The organism is Sphingomonas sp. BL-S-28 (assembly GCF_055521515.1).
Genome location: NZ_CM145484.1, coordinates 658,864 through 679,626 on the forward strand (window position 1 = coordinate 658,864; position 20,763 = coordinate 679,626).

The following is a 20,763-nucleotide window of genomic DNA, read 5'->3' on the forward strand; positions in this document are numbered from 1 at the left end:
CGGGGATCCCGCTTTTTCTTGCGCGCTTGGCAAAGGGAAGCGGGACCCCCGCCTTCGCGGGGGCGACGGAGTTTGGTTGGCGACGTTGACCATTGTGGGGCGGCGCCAACCCAACCCGAACATTTTCTCCCATTTCGCCTTCCCTCTCCCCGCTCCCCCGGCCATGAAGCTCCGCATGAGCACATGGCAATTCTGGGTCGATCGTGGTGGCACCTTTACCGACGTGGTGGCGCGCGCGCCCGATGGGCGGTTCGAGCGACTGAAGCTGCTCTCCGAAGATCCCGGCCGCTATGACGACGCCGCTGTGGAGGCGATGCGGCGGCTGACCGGCACGGCGGCGGGAGACCTTCCCGAAGCCGAACTGCGCCTGGGCACCACCGTCGCCACCAATGCCCTGCTCGAGGGCAAGGGCGAGCCGGTGCTGCTGGCGATCACGCGTGGCTTCGGCGATGCGCTGAAGATCGGCACGCAGGAACGGCCCGACATTTTCGCGCGCCACATCGTTCTGCCCGATCCGCTCAATTCCGCCGTGCTGGAAATCGACGAGCGTGTCGGCGCCGATGGCACGGTCCACCGCCCGCTCGATCTGGGCGCGGCGCGTGCGGGCCTGCAACGGCACTTCGATGCGGGCCTGCGCGCCGTGGCCGTGGTGCTGATGCATGGCTATCGTCACACGGCGCATGAGGCGGCGCTGGCCGATCTCGCGCGGGAGATCGGCTTCACGCAAGTCTCCGTGAGCCACGAGGTCGCCCCGCTGATCAAGCTGATCGCGCGCGGCGATACTACCGTGGTGGATGCGAACCTTTCGCCGGTGCTGGCCCGCTATGTCGCCGGGCTGGAGGCGGGGCTGGGGCCCAAGGTTTCCGCGCTCTACATGCAGTCGAGCGGCGGGCTCACCACGGGCGATGCCTTCGCGGGCAAGGACGCGATCCTGTCCGGCCCGGCCGGCGGCATTGTCGGCATGGCGGCCATCGCCAAGGAAGCCGGGTTCGATCACGTGCTGGGCTTCGACATGGGCGGCACTTCCACCGACGTGTCGCACTATGCCGGCGCCTATGAGCGCGACAGCGAGACGCGCGTGGCGGGCGCCCGCGTGCGCGTGCCGATGATGCGGATCGAGACGGTAGCGGCGGGCGGCGGATCGATCTGCCGCTTCGACGGTGCGCGCTTCCTCGTTGGGCCGGAGAGCGCCGGCGCGGTGCCCGGCCCGGCCTGCTACCGCCGTGGCGGCCCGCTGGCAGTGACCGACTGCAACTTGCTGCTCGGCAAGCTGCGACCCGAGCATTTCCCGCATGTCTTCGGCCCCGAAGGCAACGAACCGCTCGATCTTGCCGCGGCCGAGGCACGGATGGACGAAGTCTTGGCCGAAGTCCGCGCCGCTACGGGGCGCGAACTGACGCGCGAACAGGCGGCGGAAGGTTTTCTGGAAATCGCCGTCGCCAACATGGCCAATGCGATCAAGACCGTCTCGCTGCGGCGCGGCCACGACATGACCCGCGCGGCGCTGGTGACGTTCGGCGGCGCGGGCGGCCAGCACGCCTGCAAGGTGGCCGATGCGCTGGGTGTGACGAGCGTGCTGTGCCACCCGCTGGCCTCGGTGCTTTCGGCCTATGGCATGGGCCTCGCGGACCGGCGGATGCTGCGCCAGCGCACTTTGGCGCTGTCGCTGGAGGGTGACGCCATGACCTCACTCGACGCCGCTGTTGCGACTCTCGGCGATGAGGCACGGGCGGCGCTGGCTGCGCAGGGCATCGCCCCGGAGGAGATCGCCATCGAGGCGGCGCTGGCCGTGCGCCCCAAGGGCAGTGACAATGCCATCGAAGTGCCGGTCGGCCCGCTCGATGCCATGCGGGAGGCATTCCGCGCCGGCTGGCACCAGCGCTTCGGCTTCGGCGCGGGCGAGCAGTTGATCGGCGAAACGCTGCGGGTGGAGGCGGTCCACGCCGGTCATTCCGGTGGCGGCGCGACGCTGGTTCTTCCCGCAGAGTCGTCGCCCGCGGCCGAACAGGTCGATCTCTGGACGCAGGGCGCACACCACCGCGTGCCGCTCTATCTGCGTGAGGGACTGGCGGAGGGCTTTACGGCCGATGGCCCACTGCTGGTGGTGGATGACGTTTCCACCACCGTCGTCGAGCCGGGCTGGCGGGTGCGCGTCGATTATGTCGGCAACCTCATTCTGACGCGCGATGCACCGCAGCAGGTGCAGGCCGATCTCTCCACCGAATGCGATCCGGTGCGCCTCGAAATCATGGGCGCGCTGTTCATGGCGATTGCCGAGGAAATGGGCGCCGCGCTCCAGCACTCCGCCAGTTCGGTGAACATCCGCGAGCGGCTGGACTTCTCCTGCGCGCTGTTCGACCGCGAGGGCAATCTCGTCGCCAATGCGCCGCATATGCCGGTGCATCTGGGCTCGATGGGGCAGAGCGTGCGCACGATCCTTCAGCGGCGCGGGGATGCGAAGGACGGCCGGGGCATCCTGCCCGGCGACGCCTATGTCCTCAACGCGCCTTACGATGGCGGCACCCATCTGCCCGACATTACCGTGGTCATGCCCGTCTTTATCGAGGGCGAGACGGTTCCGGCTTGGTTCGTCGCCGCGCGCGGGCACCATGCTGATATCGGCGGGATCAGCCCCGGCTCGATGCCGCCGGGTTCGCGTTCGCTGGGTGAGGAAGGCGTGCTGATCGACAACGTGTTGCTGGTCGATCGGGGTACGCTTCAGGAAGCACCGCTGCGCGAACTGCTCGCCTCCGGCCCGCACCCCTCGCGCGCGATCGAGCAGAACCTTGCCGACTTGCGCGCCCAGCTCGCCGCCTGCCAGCGCGGCGCCTCCGAACTGCGGCGCGTTGCGAGAGAGCAGGGGCGCGAGGTGGTGGACGCCTATATGGCCCATGCTCAGGCCCATGCCGAACAGGCCGTCCGCGCGCTGATCGAGCGGCTTCAGGAGGGCAGTTTCCGCGTACCGATGGACAACGGCGCCGAGATCGCCGTCTCGGTCACCATAGACCGCACCGCGGGCGGGGCGACGATCGACTTCGCCGGCACCAGCGCCCAGCTTCCCGACAATTTCAATGCTCCGCTGCCAGTGGTGCGCGCGGCGGTGCTCTATGTCGTGCGCACGCTGATCGACGATGCGGTGCCGATGAACGAGGGGTGCCTCAGGCCGATCACCTTGCGGGTGCCGGAAGGCTCGATGCTCTATCCCAGGGCCCCGGCCGCCGTCGTCGCGGGCAATGTCGAGACGAGTCAGGCGATCACCGATGCGCTGTTCGGCGCGCTGGGCGCCATGGCCGCTGCTCAGGGGACGATGAACAACTTCACTTTCGGCAATGCCCGCTATCAGTATTACGAGACGATCTCGGGCGGTTCGGGCGCGGGGCCGGATTTCGACGGCACGCCGGTGGTACAGACCCACATGACCAACAGCCGCCTCACCGATCCCGAAGTGCTGGAAACGGGCTATCCGGTGCTGCTTGAGGAGTTCTCGATCCGGCGCGGATCGGGCGGTTCGGGCGCGCACAAGGGCGGCGATGGCGCCACCCGGCGCGTGCGGTTTTTGGAGCCGATGCAGGCAGGCATCCTCTCGCAGCGGCGCAAGACTTCGCCTTTCGGCCTTTCGGGCGGCGCGGATGGAGAGCCGGGGCGGAACCGAATCGAGCGGTTGGATGGCTCGGTCGAGGAACTGGGCGCGACGGCTACGGCGCAGTTGGAACCGGGGGATGTGTTTGTGATCGAGACGCCGGGCGGTGGGGGATTCGGGCGGGAGCAGTAACGCCGGGCCTCACCTCACCAATCCAATCTCGTCATCCCCGCGAAGGCGGGGATCCCGCTTGTTCTTTCAGGCCGCGCACAAGGAAAGCGGGGCCCCCGCCTTCGCGGGGGCGACGGAATTCGTTCGGAAAAGTAGTGTGTCAGTTCAGGCCTTCACATCCGCCCATTCCGGATGTCGCTTGAACGCCGCGGCGACGTAGCTGCACGAAGGGCCGATCCTGAAGTGGTTTTCCCGCGCATCGGCGACCATCGCCTCCACCAGCCGCGCGGCCACGCCGCGTCCGCCGATCACGGGCGGCACCAGAGTATGCTCGGCATAGCGAACACCGCCGCGTTCCGCCCATACAAGGCGCCCGGTGGCATCGCTGTCGGCCACGTGGGCGACGTACTCGCCGGAATTTCCGTTTTCATGCGCAGTGATAGTCACGCCGACCATATGTGGAGGCTCCCGAAAAGGTATGCTTGACGGCCAGTGCGTCCGCTTTAGGGCATATGGCCATGAAGTTCCTTTCCGACAACGCCGCACGGGTCCACCCGAGGGTCTGGGATGCCATGAAGGCTGCCGACGAGCCCGATTCGCCTTACGATGGCGACGGTCTCAGCAAGGCGCTGGACGCGCGCTTTTCCGCGCTGTTCGGGCGTGACTGCGCGGCGCTCTGGGTGGCGACGGGCACGGCGGCGAACTGTCTGGCGCTTTCGGCCATGGTCGAGCCACACGGCGCGGTGATCTGCCACCGTGAGGCGCATATCGAGATGGACGAGGGCGGCGCCCCCGGTTTCTATCTTCACGGCGCCAAGCTGCTGCTGGCCGATGGCGAAAGCGCGAAGATCACGCCCGATGCGATCGCCCGCGTGATCGACCCGATCCGGGACGGCGTGCATCAGGTGCAGCCGCACGCCGTCTCGATCACGCAGGCCAGCGAATATGGCTGCGTCTATCGGCCCGAGGAACTGGCCGCGCTCTGCGCCTTCGTGAAAGGCAAGGGGCTGGGTCTGCATATGGACGGCGCGCGCTTCGGCAATGCCGTGGCGTTCCTTGGCGGTAGCGCGACGGATGCGGCGCTGGGCGTCGATGCGCTGAGCTTCGGCATGGTCAAGAACGGGGCGATGAGCGCCGAGGCCATTGTCTTCTTCGATCCGGCGATGGCGGACAAGGTCCGCTTCCGCCGCAAGCGCGCGGGGCATCTGCAATCGAAGGGCCGCTATCTGGCCGCGCAGATTCTGGCGATGCTGGAAGGTGACCTCTGGCTGGGCAATGCGCGCGCGGCCAATGCCGCCGCCGCCGAAATCGCGGGCTCTGCGGGGGATCGCTTGCTGCACCCGGTCGAAGCGAACGAGATTTTCCTCACTTCCACCACTGCCGAACGTGCGGCGCTGCGGGCGCAGGGCTTCGAGTTCTATGACTGGGGCGACGATGCCGCGCGCCTCGTCACCGCATGGGATGCCCGCGAAGAGCACGTTTCCGCGCTCGCCCGCGCGATCGCCGCGCTGTGAGCGCGGCCGATACCGCGCCGAGTTTCCTCAAGCCGGCGGTCGCGTTGCCGTTCCTGCTGGTGGCACTGATCTGGGGATCGACCTGGTTCGTCATCACCGGGCAGATCAGTGTGGTGCCGGCCAGCTGGTCGGTGGCGTGGCGCTTTGCGCTGGCGACGCCGGCGATGTTCCTTGTGGCGATTGCCATGCGCAAGAGCCTGAAGCTGGGCAAAGCCGGGCAATTGCTGGCTTTCGCGGTCGGCGTCACCCAGTTCTGCGGCAATTACAACTTCGTCTATCGGGCGGAGATGCATCTGACATCGGGCATCGTCGCGGTCATGATCGGGCTGCTGTTGGTGCCCAATGCGATCCTGGCGCGGGTGCTGCTGAAGCAGCCGATCACCTTGCGCTTTGCCATCGGCAGCCTGATCGCGATTGGCGGTCTGGCGCTGCTGTTGCTGCACGAAGCGCACGAGGCGCCGCTGGGCGGCAAAGTGGTGCTGGGCACCGTCTTTGCGCTGATCGCGATGATGTGCGCCTCGGTGTCGAACGTGATTCAGGCCAATGATACGGGCAAGGCGCTGCCGATGGTGAGCCTGCTGGCCTGGGCGATGCTCTATGGCACGATCTGCGATGTGCTTCTGGCGCTGGTCTTCGCCGGCCCGCCGGTGATCCCGCATGAGGCGAGCTACTGGATGGGCACGGCCTACCTTGCCATACTCGGTTCGGTGGTGACTTTTCCGCTCTATTACACGCTGATCCGCCAGCTTGGGGCGGGCAAGGCGGCTTATAACGGCGTGGCGGTGATCGTGATCGCCATGTTCATCTCGACGCTGTTCGAAGGCTACCGCTGGTCGCCGCTGGCGATTGCTGGTGCGGGGCTGGCCACGGTAGGCCTGGTGGTGGCGCTGATGTCGCGCAGCCCCTCGCGGTAAGTCGCGAAGCGCGGTTTCCAGCCGAGTACCTGCCGTGCCTTGCCGCTCGCGACGCGGCGGTTCTCCGCATAGAACGCCCGCGGCATCGGCGAGAGCTCAGCTTCCTCCAGACTCTGCAGCGGGGGCAGCGGCGCGCCGGTGAGGCGGCAGGCTTCCTCCACCACCAAGTTCTGCGCGCAGGGCAGGTCGTCGGCAAGGTTGTAGGCTCCCGCCGGGCCTGCAAGTCCCGCAATCACGCCCGAGGCGATGTCCGCCACATGCACGCGGCTGAACACCTGTCCCGGCAGGTCGATGCGATGCGCGCGGCCTTCGCGCACGCGGTCGAGCATGGAGCGGCCGGGGCCGTAGATGCCGGGCAGCCGATAGACCCGCGCGCCCAGCGAGAGCCATTCGCGGTCCGCCTCTGCCCGCGCGGTGCGGCGGCCCGTGCCGATGGGGGCGCTCTCGTCCACCCACGCGCCGCCGGTATCGCCATAGACACCAGTGGAGGAAAGGTAGGACAGCGCGTTGCCTCTCAGCGCGTCGCCATAACGGTCCAGCACCGGATCGAGCGCTTCGCCGCGCCCTTCATTGCCCGGCGGGACTGAGGACAGCACATGATCGGCATCGGCCAGCGCGAGGCGCACATTGCCCTCATCCTCGAACGAAAGCGTGCCGTCGCGGCCGGTGGAGATCACTTCCCAGCCCATGCGGGACAGCCGCTCGGCCACCACGCCAGCGGTATAGCCAAGGCCGAAGATGAACAGGCGCGGCGCCATCGCTTTCGCTTTCTCTCAAAAATCGCTGCGAATTCGTAGCGGCACGGCTGGCAATCGCAAGGCGGGGGGCTTAACTCGAAGCCTATGGACATCGTCAGCAACGCCGCCCAGCCCGACGCCGCGCCCGTAATCACGGCCCCGCCCGTGATCCACCGCGAGGATTATCGGCCGCCCGAATGGCTGGTGCCGCAGATCGCGCTGGACTTCCGTCTGGGCATCGACGCCACGCATGTCACCGCGAAACTCTCGGTAACGCGCAATCCGGCCGGCGAGAGCAGCCCGACGCTGCGCCTAAACGGCGACCAGATCGCCCCGCTCGCCGTGCGTGTTGATGGCGAGGCGGTGAACAACTGGCGGCTGGATGGGCCCGACCTGCTGGTGGAGCTTTCGGGCGACGCGCATGAGGTCGAAGTCGAAACGGCGATGAACCCGGCCGGCAACAGCCAGCTGATGGGCCTTTACGCCTCGAACGGCATGCTCTGCACCCAGTGCGAGGCCGAGGGCTTCCGCCGCATCACGTTCTTCCCCGACCGCCCCGATGTGCTTTCGACGTATTCGGTGCACATGGCGGGCGACAAGGCGCAGTTCCCGATCCTGCTCTCCAACGGCAACTGCACCGCCACGGGCGAGAATGCCGACGGCACGCACTGGGCCGAATGGCACGATCCCTGGCCCAAGCCGAGCTACCTCTTCGCGCTGGTGGCAGGCGATCTGGTGGCCAACCATGCCCAGTTCACCACGCGCTCGGGCCGCAAGGTCGATCTCAACATCTGGGTCCGCGCGGGCGACGAACAGCGCACGCAGCACGCGATGGATTCGCTGATTCACTCGATGAAGTGGGATGAAGAAGCCTTCGGGCGCGAGTACGATCTCGACTTGTTCAACGTCGTCGCCGTGTCGGACTTCAACATGGGCGCGATGGAGAACAAGGGCCTCAACGTCTTCAACACCCGCTACGTCCTTGCCGACCCGGAAACCGCGACCGATGCCGATTATGACGGGATCGAGAGCGTGATCGGCCACGAATACTTCCACAATTGGTCGGGCAACCGCGTGACCTGCCGCGACTGGTTCCAGCTTTCGCTGAAGGAAGGCTTTACCGTCCTGCGCGACCAGCTGTTCAGCGCCGACATGGGCAGCGAGCCGGTCAAGCGGATCGAGGATGTGCGCACCTTGCGCGGCGGCCAGTTCCCCGAGGATTCGGGGCCGCTCGCCCATCCGATCCGCCCGGATTCCTATCAGGAAATCAGCAATTTCTACACGGCGACCGTCTACAACAAGGGCGCCGAGGTGATCCGCATGATGCGGACCATGGCGGGCACCGAACGCTTCCGTCAGGGCACGGACCTCTACTTCGACCGCCACGACGGCGAGGCGGCGACCTGCGAGGACTTCGTCAAGGCCATCGAGCAGGGCGCCGGGCTGGACCTCACGCAGTTCCGCCTCTGGTATTCGCAGGCGGGCACGCCGCAAGTCTCGGTTTCGCTCACCCACGAAGGCGATGTGGCGACGCTGACCCTGGCGCAGACCGTGCCGGCCACGCCCGGCCAGCCGGACAAGCAGCCGATGCCGATCCCGCTGCGCATCGCGCTCTATGACCGCGATACCGGCACCCACGCGGGCGAGCGGCTGATCGTGCTCGACAAGGCGCGGGACAGCTTCACGTTCGAAGGCTTCGCGCGCCTGCCGGTGCTGTCGATCAATCGCGGCTTCTCGGCCCCCGTCGCCATCGAGTTCGAGCGCGATGCCGAGGATCTGGTGTTCCTCGCCGCGCGCGACGACGATCCCTTTGCCCGCTACGAGGCGATGCAGAGCCTGGTCGTTCAGCACCTAGTCGCGGCGGTGGGCGGCGGACTTGCCGATGCCGATCGCGCCGCCGGCCGCGCCGCCATCGGCAAGGCTTTCGCCGCGATTGCCGCCGACGAGGCGCTCGACGACCTGATGCGCGGCGAACTCATGCGCTTGCCGACCGTCGCCTATCTGGCCGAGCAGGTGCTCGTCGCCGATCCTTACGCGATCCATGAGGAGCGTGAGGCGCTGAAGCAGTGGCTGGGCGGCGAATTGGCCGATGAACTGAAGGCTCTGCACGACCGCGTTTCCGCCGTGCCTTACGGCCGCGATGCCGCTGCGCGCGGCGCCCGCAAGACCAAGGCGCAGGCACTGGGCCTGATCGCCTCGGGCGATGCCGTCGAAGGCGCGGCGCGCGCCATCGCCCAGTACCGCGCGGCGGACAACATGACCGATCGCGAATCCGCGCTCACCGTGCTGTGCCATCTCGAAGGGCCCGAGCGGGCCGAAGCGCTGGCCGACTTCCACCAGCGCTATCAGGGCAATGCTCTGGTGATCGACAAGTGGTTCAAGCTGCAGGCCAGCAGTTTCCACCCGCAGGTGCTCGATCATGTCCGGGCGCTGGCCGAGCATCCCGATTTCACCCTGCACAATCCCAACCGCGTACGCGCACTGTTCATGTCGCTGGCGCTCAACGCCAAGGGTTTCCACGATGCCAGCGGTGAGGGCTATCGCCTGATCGGCGACCTGATCCGCCGCCTCGATCCGATCAACCCGCAGACCACCGCGCGCTTCGTGCCGCACCTTGGTCGCTGGCGGCGGATCGAGCCGGTGCGCGCCGAGATGATGCGCGCCGAACTGGAGCAGACCATGGCACAGGGCGAACTCTCGCGCGACGTGCGCGAACAGGTGAGCAAGAGCCTTGGCTGATTCGATGGCTGTGAGCACAGTGGAGGTCAACCGCGCCGGGGTGCTGGGCGATATCCCCCACGGTTTTCTCGGCCGTATCGGCGGGGTTAGCACGGGGGCCGTGTCCGGCCTCAACGTCGGCCTCGGTTCGGGCGACGATCCGGCCGCGATTGCCGAGAATCGCCGCCGCGCGGTCAAGGCTGTGCTGCCCGGCGGGCGGCTGGCCAGCGTCTACCAGATCCACTCGGCCGATTGCGTGACCGTGGGAGACGACGTGTGGAGCGATGCCGAGCGGCCCCATGCCGACGCGCTCGTCACCGATCGACCCGGCGTGGTGCTGGGCGTGCTGACCGCGGACTGCGCGCCGGTGCTGCTGGCCGACCGCGAGGCCGGCGTGATCGGCGCGGCGCACGCAGGCTGGAAGGGCGCGGTGGCCGGTGTCACTGATCGCACCATCGCCGCGATGATATCGCTGGGTGCCGAGCCATCGCGGATCGTTGCGGCGGTCGGCCCCTGCATCGCCGCCGTTTCGTACGAGGTGGACGCAGGATTTCATGACCGCTTCATGGCGCAGTCGGCAGGCAACGGGCGGTTCTTCGTGCCCGGCAGGCCGGAGCACTGGCAGTTCGATCTGGAAGCCTATGTCGCCGCGCGGCTTGAAGCGGCCGGAATTGCCGGGGTGGAACGCCTCGGGCTCGATACTTACGCGCAGCCGGAACGATTCTATTCGTTCCGCCGCGCCACCCATCGGGCAGAGGCGAATTACGGCCGCCAGTTCTCATTGATTGCCAATCCTTGACGGGTTTCCTGATCGCCGGGGGGATTGATTAACCCCGGCGGCATGTCTTGCGGATCGCCCCCGCGTTCCCCATCGTCCGGTCTTGTCCCAGTCTTGCCCCGGTTTGCGCGGTAGTGCCTTATTGCTTGAATTTGCTGGCACCGCCCGCGCCATCGTCCTGCCAAAAAGGCGGTTGGCACACCGGATTTTCGTGTATATCAGCCCGATAGGTCGGTATTCGGTCCGGGGCAGACACAGTGGTGTGTTCGGATCGGGCGACCCTTAACGGGGTATACCAGGCTAAAATAACAAGTGGTCAGGATCTGGGCTCGCCTCCGGATTGCACCGGGGCGGGTTGTCGATAAAAACAAGTCAATAACTGTAGGGCAAGGGCAAACATGGCTGAGGCAGACGGCGTGCGCCGGCGCGATTTCATCAATATCGCCGCAGTAAGCGCTGCGGGAGTTGCAGGCGTCGGGGTGGTCGTTCCGCTCGTCAGCCAGATGTCCGCTTCGGCAGACGTGCTTGCCGCAAGCTCGACGGAGGTCGACATATCCTCGATCCAGCCCGGTCAGGCGATCAAGGCGATCTTCCGCAAGCAGCCGGTCTTCGTCCGCAACCTGACCCCGCACGAGATCGAGGAAGCCAACAAGGTTGACGTTTCCAGCCTGCGCGATCCGCAGACGCTTGAGGAACGGACCAAGGAAGGCAAGACCAATTGGCTGATCACCATGGGTGTCTGCACCCATCTGGGCTGCGTGCCGCTGGGCGCCGGCGAAGGTGAGCCGCGCGGCGAGTTCGGCGGATATTTCTGCCCTTGCCACGGATCTGCCTACGATACCGCCGCCCGTATCCGTAAGGGCCCCGCGCCCAAGAACCTAGAGGTTCCGGAATACGAATTCTCCAGTGACACGGTCGTCAAGATCGGCTGAGGCGAAGCGAGAGGATAAAGAAAATGAGCTTTCCCTGGGCCAAGGAATACAAGCCGAGCCACCCTTTCATGCAGTGGATGGATGAAAAGCTTCCCATCCCGCGCCTCGTCTACAACGCCGTCGGCGGCGGTTACGAGGTGCCGCGCAATCTGAACTATTTCTGGAATTTCGGCTTCCTCGCAGGGCTTTGCCTGATCCTCCAGATCGTCACCGGCGTGGTCATGGCCATGCACTATGCGGCCAACACCGCCGTGGCGTTCGACACCATCGAACAGACCGTGCGCGACGTGAACTGGGGCTGGCTGATGCGTTATGCGCACGCCAACGGTGCCTCTGCCTTCTTCGTCGTCATCTACATCCACATTTTCCGCGGCTTCTTCTACGGCTCGTACAAGGCCCCGCGTGAGATGGTGTGGCTGCTGGGCGTCGTGATCTTCCTGCTGATGATGGCCACCGCCTTCATGGGCTATGTGCTGCCTTGGGGCCAGATGAGCTTCTGGGGCGCCAAGGTCATCACCGGCCTGTTCAGTGCGATCCCGTTTGTCGGCGAGCCGCTGCAGCAGTGGCTGCTGGGCGGCTTCGCGCCGGACAATGCCGCGCTCAACCGCTTCTTCTCGCTGCACTTCCTGCTGCCCTTCGTGATCCTGGGCGTGGTGATCCTGCATATCTGGGCGCTGCACATCCCCGGTTCGTCGAACCCGACCGGCGTGGAAGTGAAGAGCCAGAGCGACACCGTTCCGTTCTACCCCTACTACGTCGCCAAGGACGGCTGGGCGATCGGCGTCTTCGCCATCCTGTTCTGCGCAGTGGTGTTCTTCTTCCCGAACAACCTCGGCCACCCGGACAACTACATCCCGGCTAACCCGATGAGCACGCCCGCGCACATCGTGCCCGAATGGTACTTCTGGCCGTTCTACGCGATCCTGCGCGCCTTCACGCAGAACTTCTTCTTCATCCCGGCCAAGCTGATGGGCGTGATGGCGATGTTCGGCGCGATCCTGGTGTGGTTCTTCCTGCCCTGGCTGGACAAGTCGCCGGTGCGTTCGGGCGCCTATCGCCCGCTCTACCGCAAGTTCTTCTGGGTTCTCGTGCTGGACATGCTGGTGCTGTTCTACTGCGGCGGCGCCCCGGCTGAAGAACCCTACGTGATGATCAGCCAGCTCGCGGCGCTCTACTACTTCGCGCACTTCCTGATCATCGTTCCGATCGTCTCGGCCATCGAGAAGCCGGATCCGCTGCCCTTCTCCATCACCGAGGCTGTCCTCGGCGCGGATGAAGAAGCCAAACTCGCTCCCGCCGCCGCGCTGGAAGCTTGATCAACAGCTGGTACGAAAGACGAAAGACATGGCACGCATTCTCTCGATCCTCGTCGGGCTGTTCTTCACGGTCGCTTTGGCGTGGTCCTTCGGCGTAGGCTTCTACACCTGGGCTACCGAACCGGCCGCGCCCACCGCCGAGCATGAATTCCACATCGGGCCGGAGGAATATCACTTCGCCAGTGACGGTCCGTTCGGCAAGTTCGACCGCCAGCAGCTGCAGCGCGGCTTCCAGGTCTACAAGGAAGTCTGCTCGGTTTGCCACGCGATCCGCCACGTCGCCTTCCGCGACCTCGCTGCGCTGGGCTACAGCCAGCCTGAAGTGAAGGCGATCGCCAAGGGCTTCCAGGTGCCGGTCTTCAACCCGGCCACTGGCGAAGTGGCAACGCGCGAAGGCGCCGCGACCGACTACTTCCCGCCGGTGGTCTACGCCGGACAGGGCACGCCGCCGGACCTCTCGCTGATCACCAAGGCGCGTCACGAAGGCCCGCAGTATGTGCGGTCGCTGCTGACCGGCTATCGCGATCAGCCGGCGGAACTGCTGCGCCAGTTCCCGGACGCGAAGGTGCCCGATGGCCTGCACTTCAACCCGTACTTCGCGAACCTCAACATCGCGATGCCGCCGCCGCTGACCGCTGACGGGCAGGTGACGTATTCAGATGGCACCAAGGCGACCAAGGAACAGATGGCCACCGACGTTGCCGCCTTCCTTGTCTGGACCGCCGAACCGAAGCTGGAAAAGCGTAAGCAGACCGGCTGGGCCGTGCTGGGCTTCCTGCTCTTCGCCACGGTGCTGGGCTACATGTCCTACCGGAACATCTGGGCCGGCAAGAAGCACTAAGGCCGGCCATAGCGCCGAATTCGAAGACCCCGCCATCCCTCCGGATGGCGGGGTCTTTCGTTTGTCGCCCACAGCGGCTAGGTCCCACGTCCATGACACTCGACGAGATCAAGGCGATCGTCCGCACCGTTCCGGACTTCCCCAAGCCGGGCATCCTGTTCCGCGACGTGACCACGCTGATCGGCAACGGCCCTGGTTTCAACGCCGCCGTCGCCCTGATGGCCGAACGTGCCGCCGCCGTCGGCGCTGAGGCGATCGCCGGGATCGAAGCGCGCGGCTTCATCTTCGGTGCCGCGATCGCATCCCGCCTGGGCCTCGGCTTTGTGGCAGTGCGCAAGCCTGGCAAACTGCCGGTACCGGTAATCGCGATCGATTATGCGCTGGAATATGGCACCGACACCTTGGAGGTAGACCCAGACGCTGTGAGCGAGGGGCAGCACGTAGTGTTGGTGGACGACCTTCTGGCGACCGGGGGCACTGCGTTGGCCGCCGTAGAACTCCTTCGCCGCGCCGGCGCACGCGTGGACCATGCGCTGTTCGCGATCGATCTGTTCGAACTGGGCGGGGCCGAACGCCTAAGAACTGCGGGCGTCGCGGCGGATGGCCTGCTGTCGTTCGAAGGCCACTGACAGCCTCCACAAGAATTTTAACAAGAGAACCGTTGACGAGCCGCCGCTTCTCATGGCAAGCGCCTGCCTCTGGCGGCGCAAGCCCCATCGGCAGGTTCCGAGCGGGCGGGTATAGCTTAGTGGTAAAGCTCCAGCCTTCCAAGCTGGCTATGCGGGTTCGATTCCCGCTACCCGCTCCAACTGCCCTCTCAGGACCTCTCAAAAGGTCCCGTAAACGGCTGTTTTCCGCCGTTTTTTGCTGATATAATGTCCGGGCAGTTCCGGATATGTTCCATGCAATCTCAGTCAGATTTGGCACAGAGGATGGTCCTGCAGTCGTTCAAAGCTGTTGGAGGTCCACCCATATGTATGGAGAATCGCGCAGGCCTGGCCTGACCGCGCAGGCTGTCGCCCACGCTCAACCCCGGAGCAAACCATACAAGCTGTCCGACCGGGATGGTCTGTATCTGCTGATTAAGCCGACCGGCGCGCGCTATTGGCGCATGAACTATCATTTCCACAAAAAGCAGAAGACGGCCTCGTTCGGACGATATCCGGAAGTCGGTCTCGCAGAGGCTCGGGAGCGGCTTCTTGCAGCGCGACGCTTGCTCAAGGACGGCATCGATCCGAACCGGCAGGCGAAACTCAAAAAAATCGAGGAATCGGTCGCGGCCGCCAACACGTTCAAGGCAGTCGCGGAGGAATGGTTGGAGAAAGTCCGGCTCGAGGAGAGGTCGCCAAAATCGATCAAAAAATACGAGTGGCAACTCAGCCTTGTGATGCCCGATCTGGGCGGATGTCCGATTTCGGAGATCACTGCGCAGGAGGTGCTTCTCGCGCTCAGGAAGATCGAACGGACGCGCAAATTCTACACCGCCGTCAACACCCGGGCCCTGTGCAGTCAGATATTTCGGTTTGCCATTGTTACGGCCAGGGCAGAACGCGACGTCTGCGCCGATCTGCGCGGCGCTCTTGTAACGCCCAAGGTCACACATCGGGCCGCCATCACCACGCCTAAGGAGGTCGGGGCCCTGATGCGCGCGATCGAAGGATACGACGGCGCGCAACTGACTACAATCGCGCTCCGTCTTGCAGCACATCTTTTCGCGCGTCCGGGTGAATTGCGCCATGCGGAATGGACGGAAATCGACCTGGATCGATGCGTCTGGACCATCCCCGAACACAAAATGAAGATGCGGCGGCCGCATTCGGTACCTCTATCCCGTCAGGCCATCGGAATCATAAGCGAGATCGAACATGGTCCGAATTTCAGTCGCTACCTGTTTCCTTCGGTCCGCTCGACGAAACGGCCGATGTCGGACATGACAATCAACAGCGCCCTGCGGCGTCTGGGCTATGGCCCCGAAGACATGTCCGCTCACGGTTTCAGGGCAATGGCCGCGACGCTTTTGAACGAGATGGGCATCTGGAATCCTGACGCGATCGAGAGGCAGCTTGCGCACGTCGAAGCAAGCGCTGTGCGGCGGGCATACACGCGCGGCCAGCACTGGGATGAGCGCGTCCGGATGATGCAGCATTGGTCGGATTATCTGGACATGCTCGGCGGCGGCGCGGAGATAATTCGCCCTGATTTCGGCCGTCGAGGCCCGGTTTTGACTGTCGTTTGAGACAAGTCCAACCGGCGGAGCCAGGAAATGATGAACATACAAAGTATCAGAAACGCAGGCGATCATGGATCAGTGTTGAGGCTGATCGAGCAGTTGCGGGGAGTCCAGGAAGGTAGCGATGCGGGAAATTTGCTTGAGGCGATGGTGGCGGTGGTTGAGGGTTATGAGTTGGAGGACTGCTCGGCTCGGTTGATCGATTCCCGCGAACGCCGACTAACGCACCAATTTTGCGGGCGGCATCGAATCACCGCAGAATGGTGATTAAGACCGCTTGAGCGCCCGAGCGATGCGAACTTCGTGCTTTCGAGTAGAAATTGAATTTAGGGTCGCGGTCTCTCGATCATTTGCGCGATTTCGAGGAATAGCCGCAGTGAAGCGTCGCTGCGGCGCGCATTTCCTCCGGTGCGAGACAGGGCATTCACGCGCCTCCGACCGTCGAGGCATATTTCTACTCGAAAGCACGAAGATCTGAGCTAATCGCCTTTGATAGCCGGATTCTGCCATCGCGCGCTCGATGGCCTTGGTGATGTCTTGGCCTCCAGTACCGAGAAGTTGGCCTTGACCAGTCCGAGGATCTTCTCGATCGCGGCGGCCGTGAATGGCGCGCGGGCGGCATTCTGCTTCGGACGGTAGCCATAGCCCTTGAGTAAGAAGGCGCGTCAACGGCGGTCCGCCGCATTCCGGCCGTGGTCGAAGGAAATACCGCCCATGGAAGGGACGTCCTCCATGCGGATGTGCACGGCTCGTCGCGAATCATTTCCCGAAGCTTCTCAAGCTCGGCAATCCAAAGAAAATCCGCCTTGTCCTGCACGGCGGCATCGGGAATGCGCGAGTTGCCCACGATGCCCGGTCTTGCTTGGGACGAAGTTCCTTACCGATCTGGAGCAGGGACTTGCCAGCAAAAGGAACCTTCCAACCGCGCGAGGTGAAGGTCTGCTGCCAGTTCAAGAATATGGTCCGTATGCACTGCTAAGTCGCAAAGTTAGGCCCCGAAAGTGCTTGGTTGCGCTTCAGGATCGATTTCAGGCCTTTTCCGAGCGTTAGCGTTTGAGAGAGTGGATCTTGCTACCGAAAACACGATCCCAGAAAATGGCCGAGATCGAGAAGTTGCCGCCCTCATCGACATAATGATGGCGCATGTGATGACGCTTGATCGCTTGGGCAAGCTTGCCCTGCATCGGCCATTGATGCGCGGCGTAGTGGACCACGTCGTAGATCACATAACCGACCATGAAGCCCAGGAACAGCCAGGTCCCGGGCATGCCGAACAGCAGCGCGAAGATGCCCCAGACTATGGCCGCGATCGGTACGCTGGCGGAGAATGGCATGAGGCTGCGCAGAGGGTCGTTAGGGGCATCGTGATGGTTGCCGTGCATCAGGAACACGAACGTCCGTAGCATCGGCACTTCGGTTTCCCAATGGAACAGGTAGCGGTGCATGGCATATTCGAATAGCGACCACACCAGCAGACCGGCCAGAACAAGGGACACTCCTGCAAGGGGGCCAACGGCGCCCCACCCTGCCCATGCGATGGCAGGCAGGAGCATAGCCCAGACCACCGCGAAAGTGCGCGGAGAGATCAACGTAAACCGTTCGAGCTTCTCGCTCTTGAACAAGCGGATACGTTGCGGACTAGGTTCTAGTGATGGCATTGCGTCCAATCTCGAACAGTAGGTGCCATGGACTGTCAAGCCATTAGTACCATCATGATGTTGACAGCCTAAGCGTGTTGCATCGAGGTCGCGCCATCAATTCCAGTTCCGGCTGAGAGAATTCCGGTGAATCGTGCTTTTAGTGAGGGCGGGAGCGCATTGATGCATCGTCACAGAGCTATGCATATGCGGGGGTCGTGCTTTTGGTAGGAGCCGCGTTCAAGCTGGACCGTGGGCTCCTAGCACGGATGTCAAAACCGCGTGATGCAGTCCCGCGGGGGTGAGATCGGCTTGTCGATTTTCGCCCGGCATGACTTGTCCACCTCCATCAAGGCGCATCATCACATAAGGTGTGTGCCGGTCCCCACCCGCCGCGGTGGCGTTTGGAATGCTGGGGCGATGGTCGCCGAAGAACACCAGCAAGGCCGGTCGCCCGAGCGCCCCGAGCCGTTCGACAAGCGTGGTCAGCATCGCATCGCTGTTGCGTACGAGGCGCATGTAGCTCTGCTTCAGATCGCCATGGGGTTGCCCGTCCGGCGCCCAGGGGCCGTGATTCTCGATCGTGACGGCATAGATCAGGCGCGGCTCCGCGGCTTTCGAAGCGAGCAAGACGATCTCGTCCGCCATCGCTGCGTCGGTCACGTAGCGGCCTTCTCCGGGGCCGGGAGGGGCAAAGCGGTCCTCGCCAACCAGGTCGTCGAAACCGGCCGCAGGCATAATTCGGTCGCGGCCATAGAAGCGCATGTCATGCGGGTGGACGAACAGGCTGCGCCAGTTCGCGCCTTCAGCTTTCAGCCGTGCCGGCAAGGCATAGGAAGCCTCGCCCAGCGCAGTGAGAAACGGATCATAGCGGCGGAAGCCCAGCGCCTCCTCGTCCAGACCGAACAGTACGCCATATTCGGTGCGCATTGTATAAGCGCCGAAGCCGCTGACCCTAAGCCGGCCCCATTGGAAGGCCCCTGTCCGCGCTGCCGTCAGGCCAGGTAGGGCCAGCGCGGGATCGGCGAAAAGTTCGACAGGATCAGCGAAGCTTTCGCATTGTATGACCACGACTATCTCGGGCGCGTCGGCAACTGGCGAGCGCGTCTCGCCAGCGCAGGGCGAAGGGTCGCAGCTTTCGCGCCAGCGCAGCCAATAGAGCAGCAGCACCGGCAGCAACCCGTGGCGAAGGACATCGGTATGAGCATCGGGCACGCGAGCAAGGCACCGGATCGGCGCGGACCGCACGGAAAGCGCTAGAGCAGTAAGGCTCAAGGCCAGAATGCCGAGCCCGATCAGGTGCAGTTGCAACGCCGGCACGAAGAGCCAGGCCAGCAGCGCGAAAAGAACAAGCGCTACCAGTCCGGCGACTATCCGCTGCCAGATTGCGACAGCGGAAAGATAAAACTGTGGATGGCGAAATATCGCCCCGATGAGCGCGAGGTCCGAAAAAAGCAACGGTTCGCCGAGCATGGCATGCTTGGCATTCGAGGCCACGGCCAGTAGCGCCAGGAGGCCAAGGGCTAGTCCTGCGGATACTGCCAGATTGCCGCAAGCGGCCAGGAACAGGCCGAACAGGGCCGTCATAATCCACATCAGCAGCCACGATCCTGCCGTGCTGCGCGGCAAAGGCATTGGAAAATTGGCGTTTCGCGGGCGCACCAACCCGTCGAGCAGAAGCGCGCCGATCAATAAGGCCACGAATGTCAGTCCGTCGATCGTCACTGTCCTGCCGCGCTATCCAGACCTTGCACCCTGCCCCGTTCGAGCCTGTTTCAGCGGGCGGGACCGCGCTCATAGCGAGCGGCTCCAAGGCTGTCATCCCGCGTCTACGTCTGACGGATGTGAAGCTGCAGATCATGGGTGGACTTGCCGCGTTTCGCGAGGCGGACTAACGGCTTGGATCCAAGGCCTGTCACATCGTGTCGGTGCAAAGCCGGGGCGCTATGCGTCTTTCCGGAAAGTGACTTAGTGGAGCGTTTTTCTGAGGATGCCTGACCTTCCCGCCGGAACCGGAAAACGTACCGTATTGATGCTTCAGGGCCTGATGGGCCCGCTGTTCCGCCGTCTTGGCCAGGGGCTGATGGATGCCGGGCATACGGTCCACAAGGTCAACTTCAACGGCGGCGACCGGCTGTTCTGGCGCCTGCCCAACGGCATCGACTACCGCGGATCGTTGGAGGAATGGCCGCTGGAGTTCGAGGCGCTGGTCTGCGAGCGCAGCATCACCGATGTGACGCTCTTCGGCGATTGCCGGGATTATCATCGGCCTGCAATCGAGGTTTGCCGCCGGCTCGGCATTCCGGTCCATGTCTTCGAGGAAGGCTATGTCCGCCCGGACTGGGTCACGCTGGAACTTGGCGGTGTCAACGGCCACTCCTCGTTGCCGCGCGACCCCGTCTGGTACCGCGAGACGGCCGCCGCCCTGCCCCCGGTGCCGCCGCATGCGCAAGTCCCCGCGTCGTTCCGTCGCCGCGCGGCCGAGGGTCTGCTTTACAATGCCGCCGACGTACTGACACGCTGGTACTATCCGCACTGGAGCAACCACCGCCCCTGGCACCCGGCTGTCGAGGCGGTAGGCTGGTTCCGCAAGCTGCGCCGGCGCCAGGAGCGCGAGGCTTACAGTGGGGAGTTGCTGGCAGAACTCGAAGCATCGGGCGCGCCGTACTTCCTGTTCCCGCTGCAACTCGATTCCGATGCGCAGATACGCCTGCACTCGCCCTTCACCGGCATCGGCCCGGCCTTGCAGAAGATCGTGAAGTCTTTCGCCAAACATGCGCCGGCGGACACGCGCCTAGTGGTCAAGGAACATCCGCTCGATAACGGCGTACGCGACTGGCAACAGGAAACCGCCGACATGGCCGCGCGCTTCGGTGTCGCCGACCGGGTCGACTACCTACCCTGGGGCGATATCGTCCCCGTTGCCCGGCAGGCACGCGGCATGGTCACGGTGAACAGCACCAGCGGGACGCTGGGCTTGGCCATGGGCGTGCCGGTGGTGGCGCTGGGCCACGCGGTCTACGACATTCCGGACATCACCAACCAGAACGGTCTCGACGCCTTCTGGCAGAACCCGGTCGCGCCTGATGCCGAGACCTTCGCAGCTTTCCGCCGCGTGCTGGTGGAACGCTGCCTGATCCCCGGCGGTTTCTTCTCGGAAGAAGCGATCGCCAAAGTTGTGCGTCACGCTGTGGCCCGCTTCGAGGGCAAAGCGTTGCTGCCGGAATGAGATGAGGGGGCTCACTGATTGGCGCTGCCGAGGCAATTGCTACTCGAAAGCACGAATTTCCGCAGATAGGAAAAAATTCGGTTTTTGAGGGAGCGCTCGAGGCGTCGAAATGCGGAATTTCGGGCGACCTACAATGCGGCTGCGCCCCGAAAATTTCTGGCGACGC

15 protein-coding genes and 1 tRNA gene are annotated in these 20,763 nt (G+C 64.4%); 12 read left to right on the forward strand and 4 right to left on the reverse strand.

Translation table 11 applies throughout. From position 1 onward, the window contains the following. Window positions 1-175: 175 nt before the first annotated feature. A complete protein-coding gene (locus ACZ1JC_RS11980; RefSeq protein WP_465136651.1) occupies window positions 176-3,772 on the forward strand; it encodes a hydantoinase B/oxoprolinase family protein in 3,597 nt (1,198 codons plus the stop codon). A gap of 144 nt (window positions 3,773-3,916) precedes the next feature. Here the strand turns inward: ACZ1JC_RS11980 and ACZ1JC_RS11985 are convergent, their stop codons facing one another. Further along, window positions 3,917-4,207 (reverse strand): GNAT family N-acetyltransferase, encoded by a 291-nt coding sequence (locus ACZ1JC_RS11985; RefSeq protein WP_465136650.1) that lies wholly within the window; start codon window positions 4,205-4,207, stop codon window positions 3,917-3,919. Window positions 4,208-4,269: 62 nt separating this feature from the next. On the opposite strand from ACZ1JC_RS11985, the gene ACZ1JC_RS11990 reads away from it, so the two are divergent. Beyond that, a complete protein-coding gene (locus ACZ1JC_RS11990; RefSeq protein WP_465136649.1) occupies window positions 4,270-5,265 on the forward strand; it encodes a threonine aldolase family protein in 996 nt (331 codons plus the stop codon). Beyond that, window positions 5,262-6,179, forward strand: coding sequence for a DMT family transporter (locus tag ACZ1JC_RS11995; RefSeq protein ID WP_465136648.1), 918 nt, complete (start codon window positions 5,262-5,264; stop codon window positions 6,177-6,179). Before ACZ1JC_RS11990 ends, ACZ1JC_RS11995 begins: the two co-directional genes overlap by 4 nt. Here ACZ1JC_RS11995 and ACZ1JC_RS12000 read toward each other — a convergent pair. Then, entirely contained in the window at window positions 6,089-6,937 is an 849-nt protein-coding gene (locus ACZ1JC_RS12000; protein ID WP_465136647.1) for a Rossmann-fold NAD(P)-binding domain-containing protein, read from the reverse strand. The two genes, ACZ1JC_RS11995 and ACZ1JC_RS12000, sit on opposite strands and share 91 nt — an antisense overlap. 84 nt (window positions 6,938-7,021) lie before the next feature. On the opposite strand from ACZ1JC_RS12000, the gene pepN reads away from it, so the two are divergent. The 8 genes from pepN to ACZ1JC_RS12040 all read left to right on the forward strand — a co-directional run bounded on the left by pepN (window position 7,022) and on the right by ACZ1JC_RS12040 (window position 15,737). Then, on the forward strand, window positions 7,022-9,655 hold the full coding sequence (gene pepN, locus ACZ1JC_RS12005) for an aminopeptidase N (RefSeq protein ID WP_465136646.1): 2,634 nt from the start codon (window positions 7,022-7,024) through the stop codon (window positions 9,653-9,655). A 4-nt stretch (window positions 9,656-9,659) separates the two neighbouring features. Further along, window positions 9,660-10,433 carry a peptidoglycan editing factor PgeF gene (pgeF, locus tag ACZ1JC_RS12010; RefSeq protein ID WP_465136645.1) on the forward strand — a complete coding sequence of 258 codons (774 nt, stop codon included), beginning with the start codon at window positions 9,660-9,662 and terminating at the stop codon, window positions 10,431-10,433. Window positions 10,434-10,810: 377 nt separating this feature from the next. Then, entirely contained in the window at window positions 10,811-11,344 is a 534-nt protein-coding gene (gene petA / locus ACZ1JC_RS12015; protein WP_465136644.1) for a ubiquinol-cytochrome c reductase iron-sulfur subunit, read from the forward strand. Window positions 11,345-11,367: 23 nt separating this feature from the next. After that, window positions 11,368-12,660: a cytochrome b gene (locus tag ACZ1JC_RS12020; protein WP_465136643.1), complete on the forward strand. Its 1,293-nt coding sequence runs from the start codon at window positions 11,368-11,370 to the stop codon at window positions 12,658-12,660. A gap of 28 nt (window positions 12,661-12,688) precedes the next feature. Continuing rightward, a complete protein-coding gene (locus ACZ1JC_RS12025) occupies window positions 12,689-13,501 on the forward strand; it encodes a cytochrome c1 (RefSeq protein WP_465136642.1) in 813 nt (270 codons plus the stop codon). A gap of 92 nt (window positions 13,502-13,593) precedes the next feature. Continuing rightward, a complete protein-coding gene (locus ACZ1JC_RS12030) occupies window positions 13,594-14,130 on the forward strand; it encodes an adenine phosphoribosyltransferase (protein WP_465136641.1) in 537 nt (178 codons plus the stop codon). 105 nt (window positions 14,131-14,235) lie between these two features. Continuing rightward, window positions 14,236-14,309 (forward strand) — tRNA-Gly (locus tag ACZ1JC_RS12035). Window positions 14,310-14,474: 165 nt separating this feature from the next. Next, entirely contained in the window at window positions 14,475-15,737 is a 1,263-nt protein-coding gene (locus ACZ1JC_RS12040; protein ID WP_465136640.1) for a tyrosine-type recombinase/integrase, read from the forward strand. 1,040 nt (window positions 15,738-16,777) lie between these two features. On the opposite strand, the gene ACZ1JC_RS12045 is transcribed toward ACZ1JC_RS12040, so the two are convergent. After that, window positions 16,778-17,227, reverse strand: coding sequence for a sterol desaturase family protein (locus ACZ1JC_RS12045; RefSeq protein ID WP_465136639.1), 450 nt, complete (start codon window positions 17,225-17,227; stop codon window positions 16,778-16,780). Window positions 17,228-17,608: 381 nt separating this feature from the next. Further along, complete coding sequence (locus tag ACZ1JC_RS12050) at window positions 17,609-19,093, reverse strand: LTA synthase family protein (RefSeq protein WP_465136638.1); 1,485 nt, start codon at window positions 19,091-19,093, stop codon at window positions 17,609-17,611. A 265-nt stretch (window positions 19,094-19,358) separates the two neighbouring features. Here ACZ1JC_RS12050 and ACZ1JC_RS12055 point away from each other — a divergent pair, with 265 nt between their 5' ends. Further along, a complete protein-coding gene (locus ACZ1JC_RS12055; RefSeq protein WP_465136637.1) occupies window positions 19,359-20,597 on the forward strand; it encodes a capsule biosynthesis protein in 1,239 nt (412 codons plus the stop codon). The last annotated feature ends 166 nt before the right edge of the window (window positions 20,598-20,763 follow it).